The organism is Tessaracoccus sp. OS52, assembly GCF_020687685.1.
Classification (GTDB): domain Bacteria; phylum Actinomycetota; class Actinomycetes; order Propionibacteriales; family Propionibacteriaceae; genus Arachnia.
Window position 1 is genome coordinate 929,639 of record NZ_JAJEWM010000001.1, and the last position, 18,353, is coordinate 947,991.

The following is an 18,353-nucleotide window of genomic DNA, read 5'->3' on the forward strand; positions in this document are numbered from 1 at the left end:
CGGTGCTCGTGCCGCGGCGGGCCGGAGTGCTCTCCGAGGGACTCCAGCGGGCTGGGGCCCGGGTCTGGTGTGAGCCGGTGCAGCAACCGGTGGTCCTCCCTGCGGGCGATGAGCTGCCGGCGGCCGACTGGGTGGCGATCACCTCGGCCACGACTGTGGCGGTCCTGGCCGAACTCGGCTGGACCATCCCCGGGACCGCGCGCATCGCGGCGGTCGGTCCGGCCACGGCAGCAGCGCTGGAGGAGGCGGGTTACCGTGTGGACCTGCAGCCCGGCCCCCGCTCCAGCGCCGAGGACCTGCTGGCGGCCTGGCCCGAGGGCTCCGGCAGCGTGCTGGTACCCGGCTCGGCGCGCTCCCGGCCAGTCCTGGTCGATGGTCTGCGCGAAAGGGGCTGGGACGCCCGGGCGCTGCCCATCTACACCACCGAGCCCGTGCCGCCCTCCGGAGCCCTGGCGGACGCCTGGTCGCGGGGCGCCATCGACGCGGTCGTGGTCACCTCAGGCTCGGTGGCAGAGAGCATCGCTGCCTCCCTCGGCTGGCCGGAGGCGGTGCGGGTGGTAGCACTGGGCCGCCCCAGCGCCGCCGTGCTGGACCGGCTGGGGGTCTCGGCCGCCGTCGCCGATACCCAGGACGCCGAGGGGGTCGTGGCAGCATTGCGCAGGCTGCTGCCCGAGCAGAAGTCGTCACAGGAGGAGAGCCGATGACCCAGCGACCGCGCAGGCTTCGCACCACCCCCGCCATGCGGGCCCTGGTCCGGGAGACCCGCATCAGCCCCCAGCAACTCGTGCTGCCGGTGTTCGTGGGGGATTCCGGCGCGCCGATCTCCTCGATGCCCGGGGTCTCGCGCCACTCCCTCTCGGAGATCGACGGCGTCGCCGCCCGCGTGGCCGAGGCGGGGCTCGGCGGGATCATGCTCTTCGGGGTCCCGGAGGAGCACCAGAAGGACGAGACCGGGTCCGCCGGAATCGCTCCCGACGGCATCCTCCAGCGCGCCCTGGAGCGGGTGCGTTCGCGGGTGGGCGACGCCGTCGTAGTGATGGCCGACACCTGCCTGGATGAGTTCACCAGCCACGGTCACTGCGGGCTCCTGGATGCGCGCGGTCGGGTGGACAACGACGCCACCGTCGAGGCCTACCAGCGGATGGCCGTCGCGCAGGCCCGGGCCGGTGCGCACGTCGTCGCGCCGTCGGGGATGATGGACGCCCAGGTGGCCGGGATCCGGTCCGCGCTCGATGGCGAGGGTTTCACCGACGTCTCGATCCTGGCCTACTCCGCCAAGTACGCCTCCGCCTTCTACGGGCCGTTCCGGGAGGCCGTCTCGTCGTCGCTGCAGGGGGACCGGCGGACCTACCAGCAGGACCCTGCCAACCGTCGCGAGGGGCTCCGTGAGGCGCTGCTGGACCTGGCCGAGGGTGCCGACATGGTCATGGTGAAGCCGGCCAGCCACTACCTTGACGTGCTCGCCGACGTCGCCGCCGTCGCCGACGTGCCGGTGGCCGCCTACCAGGTGTCGGGTGAGTACTCGATGATCGAGGCCGCGGCCGAGCGCGGCTGGATCGACCGTCGCGCGGCGGTGCTGGAATCCGTGACCGGGATCGTGCGGGCAGGCGCGGACGTCGTGTTGACCTACTGGGCAGAGGAGATCGCCGAATGGCTGAATTGAGCACCAACGAACGACTCATGGAGAGGGCCACCCGCGTCATCCCCGGCGGGGTCTCGTCCCCGGTGCGGGCCTTCCGCGCCGTCGGCGGCGCTCCCGTGTTCGTCAAGTCCGCCGCTGGTCCGTACCTGTCTGGGGAGGACGGGCGCGAGTACGTGGACCTGGTGTGCTCCTGGGGGCCTGCACTGCTCGGGCACGCCCACCCGCAGGTGGTTGCCGCCGTGCAGGACGCGGCCGCCCGAGGACTGTCGTTCGGGGCGCCGACGAACGCGGAGGTGGAGCTCGCGGAACTGGTGCGGGAGCGGGTTCCGGCGGCCGAACTCGTCCGGTTCGTCTCCACCGGGACCGAGGCCACCATGACCGCCGTCCGGCTGGCGCGAGGGGCCACCGGCCGGGACGTCATCATCAAGTTCTCCGGCTGCTACCACGGCCACAGCGACGCGCTGCTCGCCGCTGCGGGCTCCGGCGTGGCAACCCAGGGCCTGCCCGGTTCGGCGGGCGTGACCGCCGCGGCGACGGCCGACACCGTCGTGCTCGAGTACAACGACGCAGACGCCCTGCGGGGGGCTTTCGCCGAACTCGGCGACCGGGTGGCGGCCGTCATCACGGAGGCGGCGCCGGCGAACATGGGCGTCGTCCCACCCGAGGACGGCTTCAACGCCGAGATTCGCCGCCTCACCGCCGAACACGGCGCCCTCATGATCCTCGACGAGGTCCTCACCGGCTTCCGGGTCGGGGCGGCGGGCTGGTGGGGGCTGGAGGCGGGCGTCGACGCACCGTCCTGGACGCCGGACCTGTTCGCCTTCGGGAAGGTCGTGGGCGGCGGCATGCCGCTGGCCGCCGTCGCGGGCAGGGCCGAGATCATGAGGCTGCTCGCCCCGCTGGGGCCGGTGTACCAGGCGGGCACCCTCTCGGGGAACCCGTTGGCGACAGCCGCCGGAATCGCCACGCTGCGGCTCGCGGACTCCTCGGTGTACGCCCACGTGGACCGGGCTGCCGCCCTGCTGCAGGACGCGGTAACCGCGGAGCTCGCGGCCGCCGGGGTGCCGCACGTCGTGCAGCACGCGGGCAGCCTGTTCTCGGTGTTCTTCCGCGAGGACCCGGTCCGCAACTACGCCGATGCCCAGACCCAGGACACCGCCGCGTTCGGTCGGTTCTTCGGCGCCATGCTGGAGCAGGGGGTGGCGCTGCCGCCGTCGGCCTTCGAGGCGTGGTTCCTCTCGGCGGCGCACGACGACGCCGTGCTCGACCGCATCGTCGGGGCGCTGCCCGCAGCGGCAAGGGCCGCAGCGGGGTAGGCGCGTCCACCCCAGTTGCCCTCACTGCGGCGCCGGTCGGTAGGGTGGCGAGTGTGAAGATCAGGCTAGGTACCAAGGATTCCACGCTTGCCATGCTGCGCGCCGAAGCGCTCGTGGCCGAGTTGCAGGAACGCGGCCACGAGACCGAAATCATCAAGCTCCCCAACGTCGGGGACTTCGAGAGCATCGGACAACTGCGGCTCGGGCTGCTGCGCGACGACTTCGACGTCGTCATCCACCGGATGAACCGCGTTCCCGACGGGAAGGTGTCGGGTGTGGTGCTCGCGGCCGTGCCGGAACGGGGGGACCTTCGCGACGTCTTCGTGGGGCGCAACCAGATGACCCTCTCGGCGCTGGGTGACAGCGCCACCATCGCCACCGCCACCCCCCTGCGCAGGGCGAAGCTGAAGCGCCTGCGCCCCGGGATGGGGGTCGTGGACCTGAAGCCCGACCTGGCGGGGTGCCTGGACAGGGTGGCCGCCGGCGAGCTCGACGGCGTGGTCTGCGGCGCCGCTGACGTGGCGTTCCTGGACCGCACCGAGGAGATCACCGAGTTCTGGGAGAACCCACCCGCACCTGGTCAGGGCGCCCTCGGCTACGAGTGCAGGCAGGACGACTCGGAGATGATCGCCATCCTGTCCGAGTTCGACCATCCGGACACCCGGATCTGCGTCGCCGCCGAGCGCGCGGTCAAGGAGTCGCTGAACCTGTCCGAGGCCGCCTCCCTGGGAGCGCGCGCCACCAGGGAGGGCGTGATGTCGCTGCGCGCCGACGTGTACCCCCACGACGGCTCGAAGATCATCTCGCTCACCATGGGGATGCCCACCTCGGAGTTCCACGCCATCCGCACTGGCAAGCGCCTGGCGCAGGCCCTTCGGCTTCGGGGTGCAGAAGACATCGGCCGCGATCCGGCTCCCGAGCCGGTGCCCGACGAACCGCGCAGGATCTCCGACGTCACGGAGATGCGCGTGCTCGTCGCCCGCGAGGAGGGCCGCATGTCAGTGGGACTGCGGTCGGCCGGGCTGCAGGTCGACGCCGTGCCGCTGCAGACCCGTGAGTTGCTCAACGTCAGCACCACGCTCGAGGACGCCGACTGGATCGCCTTCACCTCAACGCGCGCCGTCGCCTCCATCCGTGAACTCGGCTGGACTCTGCCCGAAGGTGCGAAGGTCGCAGCCGTCGGATCAGGCACGGCCGATGCGCTTGAGGCCATGGGGTACGACGTCGACCTGGTGCCGCAGAAGGCGGCGGGTGTGAACGCGCTGCTGGAGATCTGGCCCGATGGTGAGGGGACGGTTTTCGTCCCGGGGTCGGCGTTGCTGGCACCGAGCTTCCTGGCCCGGCTCCAGGCCAAGGGATACACCGCACACCTGGTCCCCGTCTACACGATGCAGACCATGCCCGAGGCTCCCGCTGAGGTGACGCAGGCCTGGCGGGAGGGCCTCTACGACGCGGTGATCATCGCCTCCGGCTCCAACGCCCTCGCCGTGGGCGAACTGCTCGGCTGGAACCCCGACATCCCCGTCGTCGCGGTGGGGGAGTCCGCAGCCGCCGTGCTGCGACGGGCACACGTGCCGGTGGCCAAGACGTCGGATTCCTACCGCCCGCAGGACGTGCTGGCGAAGCTGCGGGAACTCGTCGCGGAGCGCAACGCCTGACCTTGGGAGGCTGCCCGGGGCATGAGAGGGCACCGATTTCGGTGCGGGCGCAGCGATGCGCTAGTCTGTTCTGGTTGCCGTTTCGACGGCTGCGGGGCTATGGCGCAGTTGGTAGCGCGCTTCCATGGCATGGAAGAGGCCAGGGGTTCGAATCCCCTTAGCTCCACCAACATCTTGGGCTGCGGGATCGTGCGACATCGATCCGCAGCCCAATCTGTTTCCCGACCTGCTCGTCAGCTGCCCAGCGCTTCCTCCACCCGGGCCCAGGCGTCGGCCAGCCCGGCCTCTCGCTTCGCTGCGAGCTTGTCGCTCATGACCTGGTAGGTGTCCACGGGCTCCCCAGCCGCCCGCGCAGAGGCCTTCAGCGCGGTGAGCTGCTCGTCAAGGATGACAGCGTCCTGTACCTCGCCGAACCCCCCAGCCACCGCCTTCCAGGTCTTCCGGCGTTGCTTGGCGGGCTTGATGCCGATCCCCTGCAGTACCTCCTGGGCGTAGCGCGCGCCCTTGGCCGCTTTGCGCACCTCGTGCCAGCTCTCCAGATGGGCGGCGTGTCCCCGTGCGGTGTCCAGCCGTCGGGCCACCTTCCGCTCGGCTTTCAAGGCCAGCTTGCAGAGGGCCTTGGCTGCTGGCCGGCGGCCCTTCTTGCCGACGGTGGGAGCGGTGAGGAACCCACTGATCCGCTCGTGCAGTGCGTCCCACCGGGACGAGGACATCACCTCCTGCAGAGTCGTGAGTGCCTCCCCGTGCCTGAGGTCCAGATCATTGGTGATGCGCGCCCGCACCGGCCCCACCAGGGTCTCGGAATCGAGCTCATCGAGCAGGCGCAGGAGCTCGTCGCGGATGACCTCGGCATCGCGGGGCGCTCCCAACACAGCCCCGGCCCACCTGAGCTCGTCCCGCAGTCTCCGGCTGGCCGAGCTGTCGAACACCTTCCCGTAGACCTGGAGAATGCTGCGCATCCGTCGCAGCGCCACCCGCGCCTGGTGCACCGCGTCAGGAGCGTCCTCAGCCGCGCCACGTTCGAGCGCCTGGAACCGTCCGTAGTGTTTCGCGAAGGCGGAGGCCGCAGCGGTGGCGGCGGAGTCCTTCCTGCCCGGTTTCGACTGCGGGGGGATCCCGCGGAGGACCTGGGAGAGCTTCGAAGCGGACTGGGAGCGGCGGATCCCGGCCGCAGAGAGGAGCTCCTCGACCGCGTCGAAGGTGGATTCCGCTTCACCCGGTTGCAGTTCGACCTCCAGTTCCCGCCACTGCTGGGAGGAGTCGACGTCGGCGCGCAGCACCTCTGCGGCGACCCGGTCCGACACGATCTCGGCGCGCGCATTCCCGTCGTCGTCGAACAGCTCGACGGTGGTGCGGGTGGTGTTCATCCTGACGACCGGCAGCAGCGGGCGTCTGCCCACAAGGCCCGCCACCTCGTCGCGCAGCTCTGGCGGGATCGCGTGGCCGCGCTGCAGCGGTAGGCGGAGTTCGGTGCGGCTGTCGCCGTCGCGCGGAAGCTTCAGGTGCCAGCCGGCGTCGTGGCCGCCGGTTCGCCGTCGCAGGGTGATCCCCGCGCCGAGGAGGTCCAGTCGGGGGGTGTCGTAGTAGTGGGCCACGAGTTCGGTGGTGCGCGCGGGAGAGGTGGGGCCAAGGGCGCTGAAGTCGGGGACTTGGTCAGACTTCCCGACGGCGTACTTGCGCTCCACCTCGGCCTCGCGCTCGAGGTCGTCTCCAGTTCCGACCATCAAGTGATTCTACCGGTCGGGCCTCGACGGCCGGCGAGTCAGGCGATGGTCGACATGATCAGTACGTGAACCGCGGTCCCACCCAGGACACTCAGTACCGCGTTTCGCCGCCACAGGTGCAGCGCCGCGGTCACGGCCAGACCAACCGCGACGGCGATCGTGACCGCGTTGGCTCCGACGTCGGTGTGCCGCAGCGTGTAGAAGACCAGGATCGTCATGATGCCCACCGGCATCACGGCCGCGAGGTGGGGCAACAGCTGGCTGTCGCGGAGGCGCCCGAGGAACAGGAATGGCAGGCCACGCAGCGCCCATGTGATCCCTGCGCTCACCAGGACCGCTCCCAGCAAGTAAGGCCAGTCAGCCACGGGTCCTCCTCCTGACGAGGTACACCAGCACCAGCACGGCTACGAATGAGCCCATGGCCGCGGGCAGCATGCCGTCGCCGAACATCAGGTGCGCCACGAGTGCGCACACAAGGGCGATGATCGGCAGCGGGATGCTCCTGCGCACGCGGAAGGCCTCGATGGTCAGCACGAGGAAGAACGCGGACATGGCGAAGTCGAGGCCCACGACGCTCTCGGGGATCAGGCTGCCCGCCAGCGCTCCCGTCGTCACCGAGACAGTCCACCCGAGATGGAACGACGACTGCAGGGCCAGGATCCTGCGGCTGGACCAGCCCTGCGCAACCGACGAGGACGTCAAGGCCCAGGCCTCGTCGGTCAGGGCGAACGTGCTGTAGGCCTTGGCCGCCCGGCCCTGAACTCGGTGCAGCGGGAACGACAGGGCGTAGAAGGCGTGCCGGAAATTGACCAGGAAAGCCGTGCTCGCGATGGTCGCCAGCGGTGCCATCGCCGTCACCAGCCCAAGAACGAGGAACTCCAGGGAGCCTGCGAAGATGACGGCGGCGAACACCGGAGCCCACCACCAGTCGAGTCCAGCCTGGACGACCAGGACGCCGAGCGCCATGCCCATGGGAGCGATCCCGAGGATCGCAGGAAGGGCGATCCTCACCCCGGCCCGGACCTCCCCGGTCGCCGGCTCACTCGCGGAAGTCGCCGTCACGTCAGCGTTGCACCAGGTTCCGCAGCGGCTCGCCGGCCAACAGGGCCGCGACGTTGGCGACGATGAGGCGCTCCGCGTTCAGTGGGCGTCCGCCGGCGACATGCGGGGTGATGATCGTGTTCGGGGCGTCCCACAGCGGCGACTCGGCTGGCAGCGGCTCGACGGCGGTGACGTCGAGACCCGCACCGGCGAGCCGACCCTGCGTGAGTGCGGCCATCAAGGCCTCCTCGTCGACGGTGGACCCGCGGCCGACGTTCACCAGGAGCGCGTGGTCCGGCAGTGCCTCGATCTCCTGTCGGCCGAGCGCCCCGGCGGTCTCAGGGGTGCTGGGGAGGATCATGACCAGCACGTCGGCCCCGGGCAACACGGAGAGCAGCTCGCTGTCGGCCCCGACGTCGAAGCCGGACCTTGGGCCCGAGCTGCGGGCGATGCCTCGAACCCGCGCGCCCAGTGCGGCAAGGATCGGTGCCAAGTGGGCTGCGATGCTGCCGAATCCCCAGATGACGACGTTGGTCCCGATGAGACTCGTGATCGGCCCTTGCCCGTCGAACTTCTGCACGTCGTTGAACTCCCCGGCCCAGCGGTGCTCCGACTGCGCCCGGCGTGCCTCGGGCAGGTGGCGCACCAGGGCGAGCAACAGTGCCAGGGCGTGCTCCGCGACGGTCGCGTCGTGCAGGCCCACGCCGTTGGCCAGGGCGACGTCGTCGGCGAACCCGGCTCGCAAGAGGGAATCCGGACCAGCCATGAGTCCCTGCACCAGGCGGAGGTTCGGCATCTTGCGGGCAGCGGTTTCCAGGTCCTCCTGACGGTTCTCCCAGACCACCAGGACCTCCGCGTCCCGGTGCTCGGCCGGGATCGGTTCCCGCGCCGCATAGGTGGCGGCGGTGACGCCGTCGGGCAGTGCTGGGGACAGTGGGAGGGAGTCCGGGAGCAGGATCTTCACGGCGTTTCCTTCGGGTGGGTGGCTGCCGCCAGCTTAGCCAGACAGGCGGGGTGCACGTGATCTTGCGATCCGCCCTCGCGGATCGGGCTGGACGCCGGGGTGGATCATCATCGGGGTGAGGGCGATGAGTTCGGACCCAGCCCACGAATGCGCAGTGCGGCCTGGGTCCGGTCCCGCACCTGGAGCTTGGTAAGGACGTGCGACACGTGGTTCTGCACGGTCTTGAGGCTCAGGCCCAGTTCGCGGGCGATCTCTGGGTTGGAGTGCCCTGCCGCGATGCCACTCAGCACCTGCGCCTCGCGCTCGGTCAGGTCGTGGGACCACCGGCGGCGGTCGCCGATGAGCAACCCCTGGGCCAGGCCCGGACCCAGCACGGCACCGCCCGCGGCGACAGTACGGACAGCTTCGAGGACCTGCTCCTGTGAGGCCCCCTTCAACAGGTAGCCCCGCGCCCCCACCTGGAGCGCGGTCACGACAGTGTCGTCGTCGTCGACCATCGTGATGATCAGGACCGCCGGGGCTGGATCCATGGCCGCCATCCGGCGGGCGGCCTCGATACCCGGCATCCTCGGTAACCCGAGGTCGAGGAGGACGACGTCCGGGTGGAGCTCGGCCGCTGCCTGTACGGCTGCCTCGCCGTCGCCGGCCTCACCGACCACCGATACTCCCTCGACGCTGCCCAGCAGACCGACCAGTCCGCGACGGAACAATGGATGGTCATCGACAACGAGTATGCGGATCATGAACTCGACCGCTCGGGAGCCGGGACCTGGTGGAGTGACGGGAGGGGAAGGCGTGCGGTGATGGTGGTGCCGAGCCCGGGGTGTGCCTCCACCGCCACGTCGCCGCCCACCTCCTCGGCACGCTCCCGCATCCCCACCAGCCCGACGCCGCCGTCGCGGGAGGCGACCTGACCGTTGCCGTCGTCCTGTACGCGCACCACGAGGTCGCCCTCCTCGACATTGACACCCAGCCACACGCGGCGCGCCATCGCGTGCCGGACCACGTTGGTCAGCGCCTCTTGGGATATGCGGAAGGCGGCCACTTCGGTCGCTGCGGGGAGGGCGGGGAGCTCACCGACCTGGACAGTGACTTGCGGGACTGCTTCCCCGTGCGCCCCAGCCGTTTCCGACGGCGTTCCTGTGAGCCGCCGGGCGAGCTGCGTGACCGCCCCGCCGAGTCCCAGTTCGTCGAGAGCGGGTGGCCTGAGGCCCTCCACCACCCGTCGCACCTCAGCCACCGTGCTCTGGATGCCCGAGCGCAGGGCGACGAGTTCCGCGTCCGCCCGCGCGGCAGGGAGCGAGGGGATTCGGTTGCGCAGGCTGTCCACCTCCAGGCCCAGCGCGGCCAGGCTGGGGCCCAGACCGTCATGGAGGTCACGGCGCAGGCGTTTGCGCTCCTCCTCGCGGGCGCTGACCAGTCGCTCCTGCGCGCGCCGCAACTCCTCGACCAGGGCCGCGGCGTGCAAGGCCTCGCCAAGCTGGCGACCAACCGCCTCAAGCAGCCGGCGATCACCGCTCCGCAGCGGGGTGCGGGCCCACCGCATCGTCGCGACCTGGGTGCCGTAAGCGGTCAATCCCACCTCCTCGAACGCCGGCCCGGCTGGGGATTGCCCGACGCGGCCTCCCTCCGGTGTTTCGGCACGACACAAGGTGCGACCCTCAAGGTCAACGATTTCCAGCCCAGGCAGTCGCAGCAGTTCAGCCAGCTTGTCGACCATGACGGCGACGAGCGCCGGGAGGTCAGTGGCGTCGCGCAGACGTCCCTCGGTGGCCGCCAGCACCTCGACCGGTGTCGACCAGTGGCCATAGGTCAGCCGGTTGGCGACGGACCGCACTCCGAGTCGCAACGGGGTGAACACGAGGGCGATCACCGCCGCACCGACCCACGGTAGCCAATCCGCTCCGGGACGACGCAACAGGATCCCCACGGCGGCGACGGTGCCCGCGTAGACCGCCACCGCCACCACCGAGACCACGGCATAGGTGAGGGACCGGGACATCACAACCCTGATGTCGTAGAGCCGACGTTGGAGCAGGGCGACCGCCAACGCCACCGGCGTGGGCGCCGACACAGCGGCGAACAGCCATGGGGCCGCCCAAGGAGTGGCCACCAGCGGCAGACAGAGGAGGGGTGGGGCGAATGCGAGGGCGAACCAGAGCAGCTGCTGGCGCTCCAAGGCGTGAGCGCGTCGCCACTTGACCCTCAGGCCGACGACGGCGATGACGAGCGTGATGAATGTGAGAAGGACTGCGGACAGTGCTGTCAGATCTGCGACCGCCCGCAGGTGAGGAGGGAGTCCCGTCGGGCTGGACAGATGCTCCACCCGGGCGTCCAGCGGGTAGGGGGCGAGCAGACATCCCAGAGCAAGCAGGCCGATCGACAGCCCCGTCAGCACCTTCGGAGCGCGCCGGTGCGGCCACGCTGTCTTCCCATCGGGGAAGGTGAGGGGGACGCCCAGGATGAGCAGCAGCCAGCCGGAACGCAGGGCGGTTCCCACGACTGTGATGTGTGCGGCGAATGGAATGGTCGGGCCGGTCCTCACCCAGCCCTGTGCCCCCCAGGCGATGAACAGCTCTCCCACAGCCCACGTGACGGTGCCCAAGAGAATGATGCGGCCAACCCGGTTGCCGGGCCGGGCGCCCAGGATCACCGTCGCGGTCACGGCGTAAGAGGCGATCACGAGGGCGACGGCCGCCCGGTCAGGCAGGTCCCCCGGCGTTGCCCACACGATGGGGAGGGCGCCCGCGAGCCCGGCGCCGGTCGCCGTGGCGACCAGCGCGGGGATCCGCAGTGCCGCTGCACTCACCGCTCAAGCCTGCCGCAACTCGGCTTTCCCCACGAGGGGTTCCGGCAAAGTCTCCGTCACCACAGGATGGCCGCGAAGCAGGATGACGCAGAGCCCGATCCACCACACGAGGTAGACGAGCGTGGGGATGTCTTGCAGGCCGAGCCGTGCCAGAGGAGCGGCAGCCAGCAGGGACGCTCCCGTGACGAGTCCCAGGATCCCGGTGAACCAACGCGAGAAGCCGTCCGCGAGTGCTGACAGCGCCACGCAGACGACGTGCGCTCCGAGGCAGAGCAGGCTCAGCAAGTACGCGAAGACGCGCATGGAGTTCATGGCCGCTGCTGTCTCGAGATCCAGTCCGTTCTTCACGCCGAATGCCGCCGCAGCCCCTGCCGGGAAGCCCACGGCGAGAGTGATGGTGACGTACCCGGAGACGAGGATCAAGCCTGTCAGCGCGGCCCAACGTCCGAGCGTCGTCGTCCGGCCCAGAGATCGCGCCAGGAAGACGGCCACGGGGAGGAGAAGGACGAAGCCGATCGACTCCACGAACCAGCCAGCGAAGATGATCGTGAGGTCGCCCCTCACGTATGCCCGCTCGATTCCCTCGGTTCCATCCTCGATGAGGGCGCCGCCGCCGGTGATCGCCAGGCCGCCGATCATCAACACGACGTGAACCAGGCCCAGTGCTCCGGCCACCCGGGGGGCGGCCGTGCTGGGTGGTAGTGCTGTGTACATGTCTCCTCCTGTGGTGAGGGACCTGAATGGTCCGCTGACACCACAGTGCGCCGCGCACTCCCCGTGTGGATGGGGCATGTTCCTCGTCGCGCCGGGAAGATCTCCCGGGTTGGCTCCCCAGTGCTGTTGGCGGAGAAAACGCTACTTAGGAACGAACAGCGGCCAGCCGTACTCGACGCGCATTCCGAAACCGGAGGCGACGACGATCCCGATGCCCAACGCAACCGCAGCCAGGACGATGGCGAAGCAGACCACGGCGATCACACGTGCCCAGGGATGTGGCTGATGGTCGGAGACCTCTTGGCCGTCAACCGCCCCGTAGGAGAGGGTACGGATCCCGACTGCGAAAACGGCGGGCAACCCCGCGCCGAGTACCAACCCTGCCAGCAGGACCCGCCAACCACCTTCAAGCAGCAATCCGAAAAGTTCCATCAGGAGCCCACCCTCAACTTCCTACGCTTCTTCTTGGCTCTTTTCTTGCCCTTCACTGCGAGGACCGGGTCCTCTTGTGCACCCGCCACCTTCTCGACCCATTCGTCGTTGACGTTGCGGTGGTCGACCCGCGACTGTTGCGAACGGTGGTACATCCACAGAGACGATGCCACCAGTATCCCGAAGACCACCAGCGCGCCGAACAGGCTGCCGATGTTGTGTCCGATGAACCACACCAACGCCCCGACCAGGCCTGCGGCAGGGAGGGTGATGGCCCAGGCGACAAGCATGCGTCCCGCCACTTTCCAGTTCACCTTGGCGCCGCGCTTGCCCACTCCCGAGCCAAGGGCAGAAGTTCGGTCCGGGGTGCTCCCCTGGAGTCCTGGATGTTGACGACGGCGTTGGTCACGGTCAGTGCCACCTCGACGGAGAGGAAGGCGCCCAAGAGGTTCAGGACTGCCGACCGGATGCCGTCGTGACGGCGGACCGGAGTCTTCAACCTTGGAGCAGCAGGGTCCTTGCGAATAGCATTCGACGCATGTCCAGGATCGGTTCGCGCTATCTGTTGCGGACCTCCGGCGTGGAGGTGCAGGTCACCCTCAAGCGCATGAAGAACCTGCGCATGCGCGTGGACCCGAGCGATGCGAGCATCCGTGTGTCGGCTCCGTGGCATGTGGGCCGCGCCGAGATCGAGGAGTTCGTCGGACGCAACGCCGCGTGGGCCGTCGAGGCCCAGACCCGCGCCCGGATGAATGCTCCCGAGCGGCTCGTCTCGGGGGGGCGGGCGAGACTGTGGGGGAGGTGGCACGAGCTGGTGGTCGTCGACGGTGCGCGTGCTGTGGCTGCCTTCGAGGAGGATCGGATCCGGATCACTCGCCCGGAGGGTGACGAGGACGCCGCACGCCGAGCCCTCACCGCGCTGCACCGTCGGGAACTGGCCCCGGCCATCGACCACTACCTGCAGCTCCATTCCCCTTACGTGGGGCGTGGGCCGAGCAGGATCCGGTTGGCTCGGATGCGGTCCCGGTGGGGGAGCTGCAACCAGGTGACCGGTGCCATGTCGTTCAGCATCGCGCTCGCGGAGCGCCCGCGCGAACAGCTCGAATACGTCGTCGTGCACGAGTTGGCCCATCTGCTGGAGGCCAACCACGGTCCTGACTTCAAGGCCCATCTGGGAGCGATGTTGCCCGACTGGCGCAGTCGGGACGCGCAGCTGAAGGGCCGGCTGTGACGCTGCTGCCGCTGCGCGAGTGGCAACGCCGCGCCGCTTCCCACGAGCGTGAGGTCTCCGCGTTGCTGGCCGACGTCATCCACCGTCGCGAACGGGGGCAGAAGCATCCCGTCGACGACTTCCTGTGGCACTACTACAACCTTCGTCCCGGCCAACTCCGGCAGTGGCATCCAGGAATTGGGGTGGAACTGGCCGACGGTGAGGCGCACGGCAGGCCAGCCTTCGACGCGTCGGCGTTCCTCGCCAAACGGGCCAGCACCGTCAAGACCGCCCACGGGTTGCTCTCGGCGGCACAGGCCGCCGCCCCGCGGTTCGGCTGCTTCGGCATGCATGAGTGGGCGATGGTCTACCAGCTCGACGACGGCGAGACCAGACACCCCTACCTGCCACTGCGGTTCTCCCGCGCCGAGACCGCCCGGATCGTCGAGGAGGTGGGCTGCAAGTGCTCCCACTACGACGCGTTCCGGTTCTTCACCCCCGCCGCCAGGCCACTCAATCTGCTGCAGCCGTCCAGGGAGAGCCAGGCCGAACTGGACCAGCCCGGCTGCCTGCACGTCAACATGGACCTGTACAAGTGGGCGGGCAAGCTGCACCCGGCCACCTCGTCGGAACTGCTGCTGGAGACCTTCCTGCTCGCCCGCGACATTCGGGAGGTGGACATGCGCGCCTCCGCCTACGACCTCTCCGAGTGGGGTTACGAGCCCGTGAAGGTGGAGACGCCCGAGGGCAGGGCCCAGTATGCGTCCTTGCAGCGCGCATTCGCGGAGCGCGCAGCGCCCATCCGGCGGCGGTTGCTGGCGGTGGTGGAGCAACTCCTCGCCAGCTGATGGGGAACCTTGGCAACGATTCCGTCAAGTCAGGGCGTGTACGCGGATAGAAGACGGTTCGCGGACTTACCCTTGGCGCGTCACCGTCACCGAAACGGCTCAACGACGGAAGGCTTCCCCGTGACACATCAGTACCGACGCATCATTCCCGCCGCCATCGCGGTCTTCATGCTCGCCCTTTCCGGGTGCGCACCAGATGTACTCGCGCAGCCTCCCGAGGACGAGGGAAGCCCCACGCAGGAGGTCTCTGTCCCGGCTGAGCGCCCCGCGCCCACCGAGCAGCCGAGCAAGCTTCCGACGGAGCAGCCGACCGAAGAGCCCACCGAGCAGCCCGCCCCCCAGCCCGCGCCGGAGGGCACCCCAGCCCCGACGGTGGCCCCGACCCCCACCAAGCCGGCTCCACCGCCGCCACCCCCGGCCATCATCAAGGTCGGCGACGAGGGCGACAAGGTCCGCGAACTCCAGCACCGTCTCCTGCAGATCGACTGGTACCAAGGCAAGATCACCCCCACCTACGGTGAGCAGACGAAGGCCGCTGTCGAGGGCTTCCAGGCCAAGCGCGGGATCGCCGTACTTGGTTACGTCGACCAAGTCACCTGGGACAAGCTCGTGGCGATGACCAGGATGCCGAGCCAGGATGAGATGTACAACGTCCTCAAGCCCGGCCCTGCGATCCTCGCCCAGGGCGCCAAGGGCGACGCCGTGAAGGACCTGCAGGCCAGGCTCAAGCAACTGGCGTGGTACTTCGACGCCGTCGACGGGGTGTACGGCGCCAACACGGTGGAGGCCGTGAAGGGCTTCCAGGGCAAGCGGGAAATCCCCGTCACCGGCGAGGTCGACCAGCGCACACTCGACCGTCTTCACGGAATGACGCGCAAGCCCTCCAGTGCGGAACTCAACAACCGACCCTCGACCGGGTCGATGACATTGGATGACAGGTGCCTGCAGGGGCGGGTCATCTGCATCTCGAAGGCACAGCGCAAGCTGGCCTGGGTTGTCGACGGCGAGATCCGGATGACGATGGACGTCCGGTTCGGCACCGAGGGCACCTCCAGGGAGACGCGCAACGGAACGTGGAAGGTGGAGTGGAAGTCCAGGGACCACGTCTCGAGCCTCTATGACACCCCGATGCCCTACGCGATGTTCTTCTCCGGCGGCCAGGCGGTGCACTACTCGGCCGACTTCGCCGCCCGGGGCTACAACGGCTCCTCGCACGGCTGCGTCAACGTCCGCGACAAGCAAGCTGTTGCGACGCTGTTCGACACCGCGCGAACGGGTGACAAGGTAGTGGTTTACGCAGGCTGAACCCCGATTGCCGATCAGACCACGGTCTGATCGGCAATCGCTGTGTGTTCGGCTATCGTTCCGAGTGAGTCTCGCGAAAGGCAAATCCTGGTGGACATCGTCCTGGCAATCGGCCTGCAGGTCATCTCCTCGTTCCTGTTCGCGAGCGGGGCCACCCTGCAGCACCTGGGCGTCAAGAGCACCTTCGACCCCACCGGGCGCCAGTCCTCGAACAAGCTGTCATTCGGGGGGATGCTGCGCCTGTTCCTGATCCCGAAGTGGTTGCTCGGTCTGCTGTGTGTCCTGGCCGGAGCTGGCCTCCACCTGGTGGCGCTGAGCATGGCCCCCGTCGCAGTGGTCCAGCCAGTGGGGATCCTGGCCGTCCCGTGGTCGGTGATGCTGGCCTCCAAGATTCACGGTCACAAGATCCCGAGCCGGATCTGGATGGCCGTCGGCATCACCGTTCTGGGAGTCGTGGGATTCACGATCTTCTCGTCAGTGTTCGCCAAGGGGGAGAAGGAGTTCAGCTTCCAGGGCGTTGTGGTCTCCTTCCTGGTGGTCTGCGTCCTCTGTGGCGTTCTCTCGTTCTTCGCGTCGCGCGCCGTGGCATGGGCCAAAGCGATGCTGTGGTCGTCGGTGGGCGCGATCTTCTACGGCCTGGCCTCCGGCATGATGAAGGCAGCCATGAACCTCGTCCAGGGCGGTGGTTTCGACCTGTTCCACTGGCAGGTCCTCGTGGTGATCGGCTTCATGATCGCCTGTTACGGACTGGGCGTCTGGATGATCCAGCAGGGCTACGCGTCGGGGCCGGCCGAGATCACGGTTGGCACCATGACGACGGTGGATCCCTTTGTGGCCGTGATCTTCGGCCTGTTCATCCTCGGTGAGGGCGCCGGCATGGGCCCGCTCCCCGCCGTCGGCATGGCCCTCTCCGGCGCCGTGGCGGTCTTCGGTGTTCTCCTGCTCTCCCGCGACCATCCTGACGCGATGGCAGAGCGCCGCCTGGACGCACAGGCTGCGAGCGAGGCCTCCGTCAACCCTTGACCGGCAGAGCCGTGATAGCTCGCCCGAATCCCGTGGTCAGGACCAGAGTGCCCGCACTCCTGTCCACCGCGAAGCGTGCCGTACCCGTGTACGGACTGCCCTCGGAGGCGTAGAAGGGCGACATGTCCAGGGGATCAGCAAGCTCCATCGTCGTGTTGTTGAACATGTAGAGCCCGAAGCTGTGCTCGCCCGAATCCACGGTGACCCGGAAGGTGACTTCCAGACCTTCAGCCGTCCAGGTTTCGCCGAGGAGTTCGAAGAGGCCCGTGCCGTTGCCCTCGAAGGGGATCGAGTTGCCGCCGGTTGCGCTGGAGCCGGGAGTGTCCTCCTGGCCGACGCTCACCGACGGTGAGGGTGAGGCTGTCGCGGAAGGAGGCGGCTCCTCGTCTCCCGTGACCAGTTGCAGGACGACCAGGACCAGGCCGACTGCCGCGATCACGGCCACCATGACGAGCCACCACGGCGGACCTCCCCTGCCCTGCTCACGGAAGTCCTCAATGGACGTCTGGGGCGGTTGGTTCGCGCCCGAGGACGGCTGGCCGAACGGCTGCCGGGGGTTACGTCCGACGGCGTCGCGGTAGCTCTGCGGTTGCCAGCGGGGGTCCTGGTGCGCCCACGGGGAGTCTTCGTTGCTCATGGTGCCCCCCACGATACAAGCGGTGGGTTCTCCACAGGCAGACCGGACGCTGACGGATCCGGCTCCACCGCAACCAGAGTGTCGGTCATGACATCGCAAACCATCCTGCGGGGCAGCTCGAGAGCTGACCTCCTGTGCATCCCTTCAATCATGCTCGGGTTCCATCCGGCGGAGTCGGTCGTCGTGGTCGGCATGCACGGCAAACGAGTGGAGTTCTGCGCCCGGCTTGATCTGGTGCAGTCGGCCGACGAGCTCCGTGGCGCCATCGAGCAGATCCTCAACGCCCGGGACAACAAGCCGGGTACCAACTTCGTGCTGCTCGGCTTCGGACGGGAGGTGACGGAGGTAACAGGCGTCGTGAACCACCTGACGTCCATCCTGGGAGACCTCGTCACGGACGCCGTCATCACGAACGGGACCCGCTACTGGAACCTTGACAACTGCGCCCCGACCCCCCAGGAAGGTATCCCCTTCGAATTCTCCGCCAGCGCGCTCGCGGCACAGGCGGTCTTCGAAGGCATGGCTGTCAGGGGCAGTCGTGAGGAGGCCGTTGCCGCAGTGATGCCACCCCCTGCGCACGAACGCGCCGAGATCGCGGAACGGGTGGACCAGGCGTTCGCCCGAGTGATGCGGCTGGACCTGGACGAGGCCATGCGGCTGTTCCGTGGCCTCCTTGAGTCGGACGAGGCACTCACACCCGACGACGCGGCTGAGCTGGCGGTGCTCCTCCAGCTGCCGGAGTGCCTTGCCGAGTTCCTGGCACAGGTCACCACCGAGTCTGCCCGGCGCGCTCACCCCCGGCTGCTCCAGGCGAGGGCCACGGCGGACCCCGAATGCGAGCCCGACGTCCTGGCCGCCCTCGCCGTGGCCTGCTGGCTGGCGGGGGAGGGGGCCCAGCAGAACGAGTGCATGACGCAGTTGCAGGAGCTGGAACCGCGACATCCTGTTCTCCTGCTGCTCGAGGAGTTGCATCACAAGGCGTTGCCGCCCAGTTGGTGGGACGGCAGGTGAGGGCCGCTATTGTGCTCCC

At 68.9% G+C, this 18,353-nt stretch carries 20 protein-coding genes and 1 tRNA gene; 10 read left to right on the top strand and 11 right to left on the bottom strand.

Annotated elements, in window-relative coordinates:
• Positions 1-26 precede the first annotated feature (26 nt).
• From LKO27_RS04300 to LKO27_RS04320, 5 genes are all read left to right on the top strand, one after another.
• Positions 27-704 carry a uroporphyrinogen-III synthase gene (locus LKO27_RS04300; protein ID WP_227737207.1) on the top strand — a complete coding sequence of 226 codons (678 nt, stop codon included), beginning with the start codon at positions 27-29 and terminating at the stop codon, positions 702-704.
• Positions 701-1,663 (top strand): porphobilinogen synthase, encoded by a 963-nt coding sequence (gene hemB, locus LKO27_RS04305; RefSeq protein WP_227735639.1) that lies wholly within the window; start codon positions 701-703, stop codon positions 1,661-1,663. Before LKO27_RS04300 ends, hemB begins: the two co-directional genes overlap by 4 nt.
• Complete coding sequence (gene hemL / locus LKO27_RS04310) at positions 1,660-2,958, top strand: glutamate-1-semialdehyde 2,1-aminomutase (RefSeq protein WP_370629982.1); 1,299 nt, start codon at positions 1,660-1,662, stop codon at positions 2,956-2,958. Before hemB ends, hemL begins: the two co-directional genes overlap by 4 nt.
• Positions 2,959-3,011: 53 nt before the next feature.
• Complete coding sequence (locus tag LKO27_RS15510; protein ID WP_227735641.1) at positions 3,012-4,616, top strand: uroporphyrinogen-III synthase; 1,605 nt, start codon at positions 3,012-3,014, stop codon at positions 4,614-4,616.
• Between the two features lie 93 nt (positions 4,617-4,709).
• A tRNA-Ala gene (locus tag LKO27_RS04320) sits at positions 4,710-4,785 on the top strand.
• Positions 4,786-4,849: 64 nt separating this feature from the next.
• On the opposite strand, the gene LKO27_RS04325 is transcribed toward LKO27_RS04320, so the two are convergent.
• The 10 genes from LKO27_RS04325 to LKO27_RS04370 form a co-directional block, all read right to left on the bottom strand.
• Positions 4,850-6,340, bottom strand: a complete 1,491-nt coding sequence (locus LKO27_RS04325; protein WP_227735642.1) for a CYTH and CHAD domain-containing protein — start codon at positions 6,338-6,340, stop codon at positions 4,850-4,852.
• Positions 6,341-6,378: 38 nt separating this feature from the next.
• The gene (locus LKO27_RS04330) at positions 6,379-6,705 is read right to left on the bottom strand and encodes an AzlD domain-containing protein (protein WP_227735643.1); all 327 of its coding nucleotides are present in this window, start codon (positions 6,703-6,705) and stop codon (positions 6,379-6,381) included.
• Complete coding sequence (locus LKO27_RS04335; RefSeq protein ID WP_227735644.1) at positions 6,698-7,402, bottom strand: AzlC family ABC transporter permease; 705 nt, start codon at positions 7,400-7,402, stop codon at positions 6,698-6,700. Before LKO27_RS04335 ends, LKO27_RS04330 begins: the two co-directional genes overlap by 8 nt.
• 1 nt (position 7,403) lies before the next feature.
• Positions 7,404-8,345 (bottom strand): NAD(P)-dependent oxidoreductase, encoded by a 942-nt coding sequence (locus LKO27_RS04340; protein ID WP_227735645.1) that lies wholly within the window; start codon positions 8,343-8,345, stop codon positions 7,404-7,406.
• 107 nt (positions 8,346-8,452) lie between these two features.
• On the bottom strand, positions 8,453-9,088 hold the full coding sequence (locus LKO27_RS04345; protein ID WP_227735646.1) for a response regulator transcription factor: 636 nt from the start codon (positions 9,086-9,088) through the stop codon (positions 8,453-8,455).
• Positions 9,085-11,154 (bottom strand): sensor histidine kinase, encoded by a 2,070-nt coding sequence (locus LKO27_RS15515; protein WP_227735647.1) that lies wholly within the window; start codon positions 11,152-11,154, stop codon positions 9,085-9,087. Before LKO27_RS15515 ends, LKO27_RS04345 begins: the two co-directional genes overlap by 4 nt.
• A 3-nt stretch (positions 11,155-11,157) precedes the next feature.
• Complete coding sequence (locus LKO27_RS04355) at positions 11,158-11,868, bottom strand: hypothetical protein (protein WP_227735648.1); 711 nt, start codon at positions 11,866-11,868, stop codon at positions 11,158-11,160.
• Positions 11,869-12,009: 141 nt separating this feature from the next.
• Complete coding sequence (locus tag LKO27_RS04360; RefSeq protein WP_227735649.1) at positions 12,010-12,300, bottom strand: hypothetical protein; 291 nt, start codon at positions 12,298-12,300, stop codon at positions 12,010-12,012.
• Complete coding sequence (locus LKO27_RS04365) at positions 12,300-12,590, bottom strand: hypothetical protein (protein WP_227735650.1); 291 nt, start codon at positions 12,588-12,590, stop codon at positions 12,300-12,302. The genes LKO27_RS04360 and LKO27_RS04365 overlap by 1 nt, the downstream gene beginning before the upstream one ends.
• 20 nt (positions 12,591-12,610) lie before the next feature.
• Positions 12,611-12,799: a hypothetical protein gene (locus LKO27_RS04370; protein ID WP_227735651.1), complete on the bottom strand. Its 189-nt coding sequence runs from the start codon at positions 12,797-12,799 to the stop codon at positions 12,611-12,613.
• Between the two features lie 39 nt (positions 12,800-12,838).
• On the opposite strand from LKO27_RS04370, the gene LKO27_RS04375 reads away from it, so the two are divergent.
• From LKO27_RS04375 to LKO27_RS04390, 4 genes are all read left to right on the top strand, one after another.
• Entirely contained in the window at positions 12,839-13,531 is a 693-nt protein-coding gene (locus LKO27_RS04375) for a M48 family metallopeptidase (RefSeq protein ID WP_227735652.1), read from the top strand.
• On the top strand, positions 13,528-14,358 hold the full coding sequence (locus tag LKO27_RS04380) for a 3-methyladenine DNA glycosylase (RefSeq protein ID WP_227735653.1): 831 nt from the start codon (positions 13,528-13,530) through the stop codon (positions 14,356-14,358). The genes LKO27_RS04375 and LKO27_RS04380 overlap by 4 nt, the downstream gene beginning before the upstream one ends.
• 120 nt (positions 14,359-14,478) lie before the next feature.
• Positions 14,479-15,663, top strand: coding sequence for a peptidoglycan-binding protein (locus LKO27_RS04385; RefSeq protein WP_227735654.1), 1,185 nt, complete (start codon positions 14,479-14,481; stop codon positions 15,661-15,663).
• A 90-nt stretch (positions 15,664-15,753) separates the two neighbouring features.
• Positions 15,754-16,686 carry a hypothetical protein gene (locus LKO27_RS04390; protein ID WP_227735655.1) on the top strand — a complete coding sequence of 311 codons (933 nt, stop codon included), beginning with the start codon at positions 15,754-15,756 and terminating at the stop codon, positions 16,684-16,686.
• Here LKO27_RS04390 and LKO27_RS04395 read toward each other — a convergent pair.
• A complete protein-coding gene (locus tag LKO27_RS04395) occupies positions 16,676-17,323 on the bottom strand; it encodes a hypothetical protein (protein WP_227735656.1) in 648 nt (215 codons plus the stop codon). The genes LKO27_RS04390 and LKO27_RS04395 overlap by 11 nt on opposite strands.
• Before the next feature lie 87 nt (positions 17,324-17,410).
• On the opposite strand from LKO27_RS04395, the gene LKO27_RS04400 reads away from it, so the two are divergent.
• Positions 17,411-18,334, top strand: coding sequence for a DUF4192 domain-containing protein (locus LKO27_RS04400; RefSeq protein ID WP_227735657.1), 924 nt, complete (start codon positions 17,411-17,413; stop codon positions 18,332-18,334).
• Positions 18,335-18,353: the final 19 nt, after the last annotated feature.